This is a genomic window from Parendozoicomonas verongulae, assembly GCF_009711465.1.
Taxonomy (GTDB): Bacteria; Pseudomonadota; Gammaproteobacteria; order Pseudomonadales; family Endozoicomonadaceae; genus Sansalvadorimonas; species Sansalvadorimonas verongulae.
Genome location: NZ_SMME01000712.1, coordinates 1 through 6,551, shown reverse-complemented (window position 1 = coordinate 6,551; position 6,551 = coordinate 1). Strand labels below are relative to the sequence as shown.

The following is a 6,551-nucleotide window of genomic DNA, read 5'->3' as shown; positions in this document are numbered from 1 at the left end:
AATTTCGGCCTGAAAGTCACACATCGGGTTCTACTATTTCTTTTTAAGGAGAGGGTTTAACGATGTAGTTTCTGGTTCAGCTCAGCCACAGATTACACGTCAGGGGCTGGAGAAAGTGACAGTCCCACTCCCCCCACTGCCCGAACAAAAACGCATCGCCGCTATCCTGGATAAAGCCGACCAGCTTCGCCAGAAACGCCAGCAGGCCATCGGTCTCGCCGACGAATTCCTCCGCAGTGTGTTTCTGGATATGTTTGGTGATCCGGTTACTAATCCGAAGAGGTGGGAGGTGAAACCAATCAAAGAATTTGCGAAAGTCACCACAGGAAATACACCAAGCAGAAAAGTGCCAGAATATTACGGCTCCGATGTTGAATGGATTAAATCTGACAATATCAATACTCCATCACATTTTCTGACTACGGCTACTGAATTTCTGTCTCATCGGGGGGGAGATGTTGGCCGTATTGCAAAAACAGGCTCAATACTTATCACTTGCATAGCTGGCAGCCCGGCCTGTGTAGGTAATGCAGCAATAGCAAATAGAGATGTAGCTTTCAATCAACAAATTAATGCATTGACACCAATGCCAAACCTTGCGTGTACCGAGTTCATATATGGACTTGCGTTATTTGCTAAGAAAAAGATTCAAGAAGCATCGACAAACGCAATGAAAGGCATGGTGAGCAAAGGGAAGTTGGAGGTCGTTCGGTTCATTTTACCTCCGTTAGATCTCCAAATGAAGTTTGCTGATTCATTCAATAAGACACATAACTTGAAGCTCAAATATTCTGGCTTAGATCAGAGTAATAATGAACTTTTTAACTCTCTCAGCCAAAAAGCCTTCGCCGGAGAACTCTAAGTTAACCGCCCTGTGTTGGGTTACGCAGCTTCGCCGCTAACCCAACCAACGCCCGCTTTCAAAAGGTCATCGTTCGTTAAGAAGTCTATGCAACCCGCAACCATCAAACTGTTCCTTGTGAATGGCAGTCCAACCGGACTCCGCACCGCCGAGATTAGTAACTGGTCTGGCAAGGCCATAGCCAGCCCCCGCAGCCAACTGGATGAACTGCTCAAACGCCCTGAACTACAAAGCCCCGGTGTTTACATGCTGTCCGGTATGGATGCTGAGAGTGGAGAGCCGATGATCTATATCGGAGAAGCCGAAATCGTCGCCAACCGCCTGCGCCAGCACGCCCGTAACGATGAAAAAGACTACTGGACTCACACCTATGTGTTTGTCAGCAAGGATGAAAACCTGACCAAATCCCATATCCGTTACATTGAAGGTAAGATGATCCAGAAAGCCCACAGCAGTAAACGGGTCACAGTGATGAACAACGCCGCCAGCGGTTCATCCCTCCCTGAAGCCGACCGTGCCGATATGGATGTGTTTATGGATAGAATGATCCAGCTCCTTCCGGTGCTGGGGATACTCCACTTTTCTGCGCCGGGTGCCGTTGCGGTTAAATCCTGCCTCTCTGCAACCTCTGAAAAAGAAGCCAGCCCGGTGCCGGTATTCCGTTACTCGGCAAGAGGCGTGACGGCAACGGGAGCACCTTCAGAGGAAGGGTTCGTTATTTTCAAAGGTTCCCGTGCAGTACGAGGGCTGACCAACTCATGCCCACCTGCCGTGCAACGCAACCGGGAAAAGATGTTAGAAAAAGGCGTACTGGTATTGGATGGGGAGAGCTATCACTTTGTGGAAGACTACGAACTCTCCAGCCCTTCTGCTGCAGGGTGTGTAATCTCTGGCCGCAGCACCAATGGTATGACTGCCTGGAAAGCAGATGATAATCGCACCCTGAGGGAGGTAATTAGCGGTTAGCAGCTTATGGTGAGAGCGTGCAGTGAGTCGCTGCTCTTACCGTGATTTTTTATCACGCCTTGGCTGATATATTGAGATGGGCTGTTTCCTTCTGGGCAGCGCTGATAGTATCAAAGACTTCACAAATAACTTGTGACGTTAACCCGATATGACAGCCGATAACATCAATAACAAAGCGCCAAAAGTTCGCCTTCGTATCGCTAGTGATGGCGTGGAGAATGAACCCGTTTTTCTTCAGGTTAATGGGAAACGCGTGCTTATCAAACGAGATAAGTGGGTTGAGATAGCCCGGTTTTTTCTGCCAGTTCTGAGTGATGCTGTAGAGAGTCATTACGTTCAGGATGATGACGGGAGTGGGCGATGGGTTGATAAGCCAAGGTTCTGCTATGAAGTCAGAGAGCTTGATGAGGCTGAAGATCCCATTGCAACCGCTGAACCCCAAGTGAAAGAAGTTGACTTACCTAAGTCCGTTCACCTTATTCCACTGACGGCTAAACAAAGTGCCCCTTCTACCGATCAACCGCCGCTCACAGGTATAGGGGCAGGTGTGTTAAATAATTCTGAGGAGTTTTACAGCGAATATCGTCATGCCTCGTCAGTAGATTGTTTCACAGATAGGGATAGGCAAACGTATGACAGCTACCTTTCTAAATCATTAAAGCAGCTAGAAAAGAAGCTGCAGGGTTATACTGGTGATGTCGTACGTAAGGCTCGTGCTGGAAAAGTCAGGGAATGCGACGAGTTGGAACGTAAAATCAGATTGCTGAAACTGGCTATTGATGAAGTGAAAGACCTTGGTCGTTTATCTCCGTCCGAAATTTCTGAGTTGAATCGTGTGAATGAAAAGTTCAATAAAAAAAATGAGTACAAGAGTTCAGATTCTGGTTATAGGCCACTTTATCACCAGGTCGGGCGATCAAGAAGTGCACCAAAGGGGACACTAGCCGTATACATTGATGATAGGGTGATTTCTATTCATTTACTCCATGATGGCCTGGTTGTGTGTGGCTATATACCAGAAGGCCTGAGCCTCACCTCCTTCCAGAAAGCACTAAACGGCGTTGGATTAATACCATGGCTTAAAACAAAGGCGTCACTGGCCTACCTTATTGAGAATTTACCCAAGACGCGGATTGGAAGAATTTGGCAAGTGGCTGAAGCTGTGTTTGATGTTCAGAAGGTTGGTAGTGATCATCTTCAGCAGGCTTTATGTAAGGCAGCAGACTCAACAAAGACTGAAATAGACGCTTTGCTGACAAGGGCTACATCAAAGCAGGATTAGTCTTGCACCGGCTTACCTCCCGTATGGGGCTTTCGTGCCCCACTTCCTTTCTTATTGGCTTTTCCTTTCTGTAACTATCTGAAATTACTACTTATTTGTCATTTTCTGCACCGAATCCTAATCCTTTGAGGGCTTTGCTGGGGCGGTGTAGTCTGACAGTGTGCTCAGGCACAACAGGCGTTCCCTAGAGCAACAATAGGAAGTGGAATATGGCTTACAAGGATAGTCAGCCAGCCCCCGATAAGGAGGCAATCACGCAAGTAGTCGAAGAGGCTATTGCCAGAGTGTTGGATGTTCAGAAAGTCGATGATGTAAAACTGGTTCGTCGTCAGTTTATCGAAGAAACATTTGGTATTAGTCGTTCAACAATATACCGGTTAATGGCTGCAGGCGAATTGCCATTGCCAGTATCAATCCCCGGCGGAGGTGTGCGTTGGGTACATAGTGAGCTCATGGAATGGGCTCAAACACACATAAAAGAGAGGGATCTCAAATGAGAACCATAGAGGTAAACGAAGAGGAGCTGACCAAATTCTGGTCGGCAATGGCTCTGGAAGCACTGGAGGCTTACGGTGCCTGCTGCACTCAGAAGGACTTTGACCTTCTGGTTGGCCGGGCTGTTAAGTGTCACTTAGCCGGAGGCGATATACCTCACTTACTAGACTGCATCGTCTATGCCAGTGAGCTGTTCCATGTTGAAGAGTAAGGCATAACCCACAGTAAGCAGTGAGGAGTTCGTAGTCTCTCACTAGATTTTAATTCCAAAAAGGCAAATTAACTAGAAACGCTTTTCATCAAATTGGTGAATAAAGCCAGCGGGTTCTTTTGCCTTTTAAAAACCTTATGGATGAGGTTTGAAAACAATGGATTGTGAAGAACAGATTAGCTTCTGGGTGGAGAAGGTGCTCGCCATTCTGGCTGATCAAAGCATGACCTGCCCACGGAAGGTGGCTGAAATATGGGCTACCTGTGCGGTTGAAGAGGCGTGTAAAGGAGATGCGGCTGTCTCGCTTCGGGGCGTATACAAAGCGTGTTTATACAGCAGCTACTTTACGCAGACAAAGAGGCCAGTCTATGGATATTTATGATGCTATGGCCAAGGTTGGACTGGCTCCACCATTAGGAGTGGAAATTGTCATGGATGGGCTTCTTCACCGTTACCGTGTTGATGGAGAGAAACTCGGATCGCAGAACGGTTGGTATGTTTGCTTTCCCACGGCTGGGGTGTTTGGTTCATGGAGAACTGACCAGAAAGAGGTGGTTTGGTTTGACGAGAAGCCGTCGACACCAGAGAGGATCAATGCTTTCCGACAGCAAGTTTCGGAAGCCAAGCGGTTGGCTGAAAAGGAACGATGGCAGCAACATTGCACGGCTGCGGATGAGTGTAGAAGAAAGTTTTATTCCGGTGCGCTCGAGTTAGAGGATCACTCATACCTGATCAAGAAGGCGGTTCGCCCTTATGGTGTCCGAGTCAGGAATGGAGTGTTGATGATTCCACTTCAAGACGTGGACGGAAAGTTGTGGAGCCTGCAATACATCTATTTAGATGGCAAAAAACGGTTTGCTAAAGGAGGACGTATTACCGGCTGCTTTCATCGTATCGGGGATGAGTTTGACCCCGAAGGCATTATTGTCATCGTCGAGGGATATGCCACCGGTGCCACGATTTACGAAAATACAGGGTATCCAACTTTCGTGGCATTTAACGCTGGCAATCTTGAAGCTGTTGCCCTGATCCTGCGTCATAAGTACCCCAAAGCCAGAATCGTTTTCGCCGCAGATAACGATAATCACCTCGAACTGAATATCGGGCTCATGAAAGCAAAGGCTGCTGCTAAGGCTGTCGGCGGGATCGTTGTATACCCTCGTTTTAGTGCCGGGAACACGGGAACTGACTGGAACGACTTGCTCACAGGGAAGTGAACAATGAAAAAAGAAGATGCAAAAGCGCTGTTTGACGGCGCTTTAAACAATGCTCCGGCTGATGAGCAAAAGCGCAGTGTCGTCGATAATCTCCTCGATCTTGTTAAGGCGAAATGTGAGCTTTTTACGGATCAGGAGGATCGTGGCTATGCACGATTTTCCAGTGGCAAAGGCGTGATTCAATGCTGGCCTATTGAGTCGGCCAACTTCCGGAAGAATGTTGGGCGCTGGTACCGTGTTAATTATAAAAAGTCAGCCCGAAAGGAGCATGTCGACGAGGCTTGTCAGAGCTTGTGTGCAGATGCGACTTACGAAGGTGAAACCAGACCGGTTTTTTTGCGTGTCGCATACTGGGAGGGGCGATACTATATCGACCTCTGTAACGATGCCTGGCAAGTGGTTGAGGTTGATACCACCGGTTGGCGCATTCTGGATCTGAGCCCAGTGATGTTCGTCCGATCCAAGACGATGAAACCCTTTCCTACACCAACTCGGGGTGGGGACCCTGAGCAATTATGGTCGTACGTTAATGTACCTGCCTCACACAGGTTTTTGGTCATCGCTTGGATCTTGGAGAGTTGGCGACAGAACACGCAGAAGCCGGTTTTGGAAATCCTCGGGGGACACGGTACGGGTAAGAGCCAGACAACGGAGATTATTCGATCCCTTGTTGATCCGAACACCGCACCACTCCGCAGCTTTCCTTCTCAAGATGAACACTTTTTCGTATCAGCTCAATTTAACTGGGTTATGGCCTTCGAGAATGTATCTCACGCCAACAGCGGTCAGCAGGACATCATGTGCCAGGTAAGTACAGGGTCGGCCTATGTGAAAAGAACAGCCTACTCGGATGCTGATGAGACGGTGTTGCAAGCGTTACGTCCCCAAATCATTAACGGTATCACCCCAATGGCGACTCGGCTCGACCTGATAGATCGCTGTATCAGCATTGAGCTGGATGCACTACCACGGGGACAGCGGAAGTCCAAAACCGAGCTGGACGCCCAGTACAACGCTGTCTATCCCAGCATACTGGGTGGGCTGCTGGATGTGTTCTCCAATGCCTTGAGGGTGCTTCCTGATATCGTGTTGCCAGATCCACCACGACTGGTTGATTTTGGTCAGCTAGGTGAGGCCATCGTTCAAGTGATCAGGCATCCGCACTCGTTCTGCAGCATGCTTCGGGAGTGCCAGAAGGAGATGATCCACACCGGTCTGGAATCCAGCCCAGTGTGCGTTGCACTAATGGAGTTATCTGCGAAGAGTACGAGTGCGCTGGTTTTCTCTGGCAACTACAAGGCTCTTTTGGATCGGCTTTCAGGATACCGCAGTAGTGGAGATAGCCGAGCTTGGCCTCACAGCGCTTACGGTCTGTCCAGCATTTTGAAGCGTCAGGCGGCAGGGTTGGAAGCCATGGGCATAAGGGTAGTAACTGGCCAAGCCAGAACGAGCCGGGGAAACCTTGTTACTATAGAACTTACATCTTCGTACCCGATGTGTGACTTTCAGGCCGAAATT

General features: G+C 48.7%; 7 protein-coding genes. All 7 read left to right on the top strand.

What is annotated here, in order from left to right; genetic code table 11:
* Positions 1-22 precede the first annotated feature (22 nt).
* Positions 23-862 carry a restriction endonuclease subunit S gene (locus E1189_RS03590; protein ID WP_329601883.1) on the top strand — a complete coding sequence of 280 codons (840 nt, stop codon included), beginning with the start codon at positions 23-25 and terminating at the stop codon, positions 860-862.
* Between the two features lie 87 nt (positions 863-949).
* The gene (locus tag E1189_RS03585) at positions 950-1,828 is read left to right on the top strand and encodes a GIY-YIG nuclease family protein (protein WP_155158698.1); all 879 of its coding nucleotides are present in this window, start codon (positions 950-952) and stop codon (positions 1,826-1,828) included.
* Between the two features lie 148 nt (positions 1,829-1,976).
* Positions 1,977-3,110 carry a hypothetical protein gene (locus E1189_RS03580; RefSeq protein WP_155158696.1) on the top strand — a complete coding sequence of 378 codons (1,134 nt, stop codon included), beginning with the start codon at positions 1,977-1,979 and terminating at the stop codon, positions 3,108-3,110.
* Positions 3,111-3,319: 209 nt separating this feature from the next.
* Entirely contained in the window at positions 3,320-3,607 is a 288-nt protein-coding gene (locus E1189_RS03575) for a helix-turn-helix transcriptional regulator (protein ID WP_155158694.1), read from the top strand.
* Positions 3,604-3,816, top strand: coding sequence for a hypothetical protein (locus E1189_RS03570; protein ID WP_155158692.1), 213 nt, complete (start codon positions 3,604-3,606; stop codon positions 3,814-3,816). Before E1189_RS03575 ends, E1189_RS03570 begins: the two co-directional genes overlap by 4 nt.
* A 368-nt stretch (positions 3,817-4,184) precedes the next feature.
* Complete coding sequence (locus tag E1189_RS03565; protein ID WP_196221160.1) at positions 4,185-5,033, top strand: toprim domain-containing protein; 849 nt, start codon at positions 4,185-4,187, stop codon at positions 5,031-5,033.
* A gap of 3 nt (positions 5,034-5,036) precedes the next feature.
* The coding region (locus E1189_RS03560; protein WP_155158687.1) for an AICE element replication initiation protein at positions 5,037-6,551 on the top strand (1,515 nt) is incomplete at its 3' end.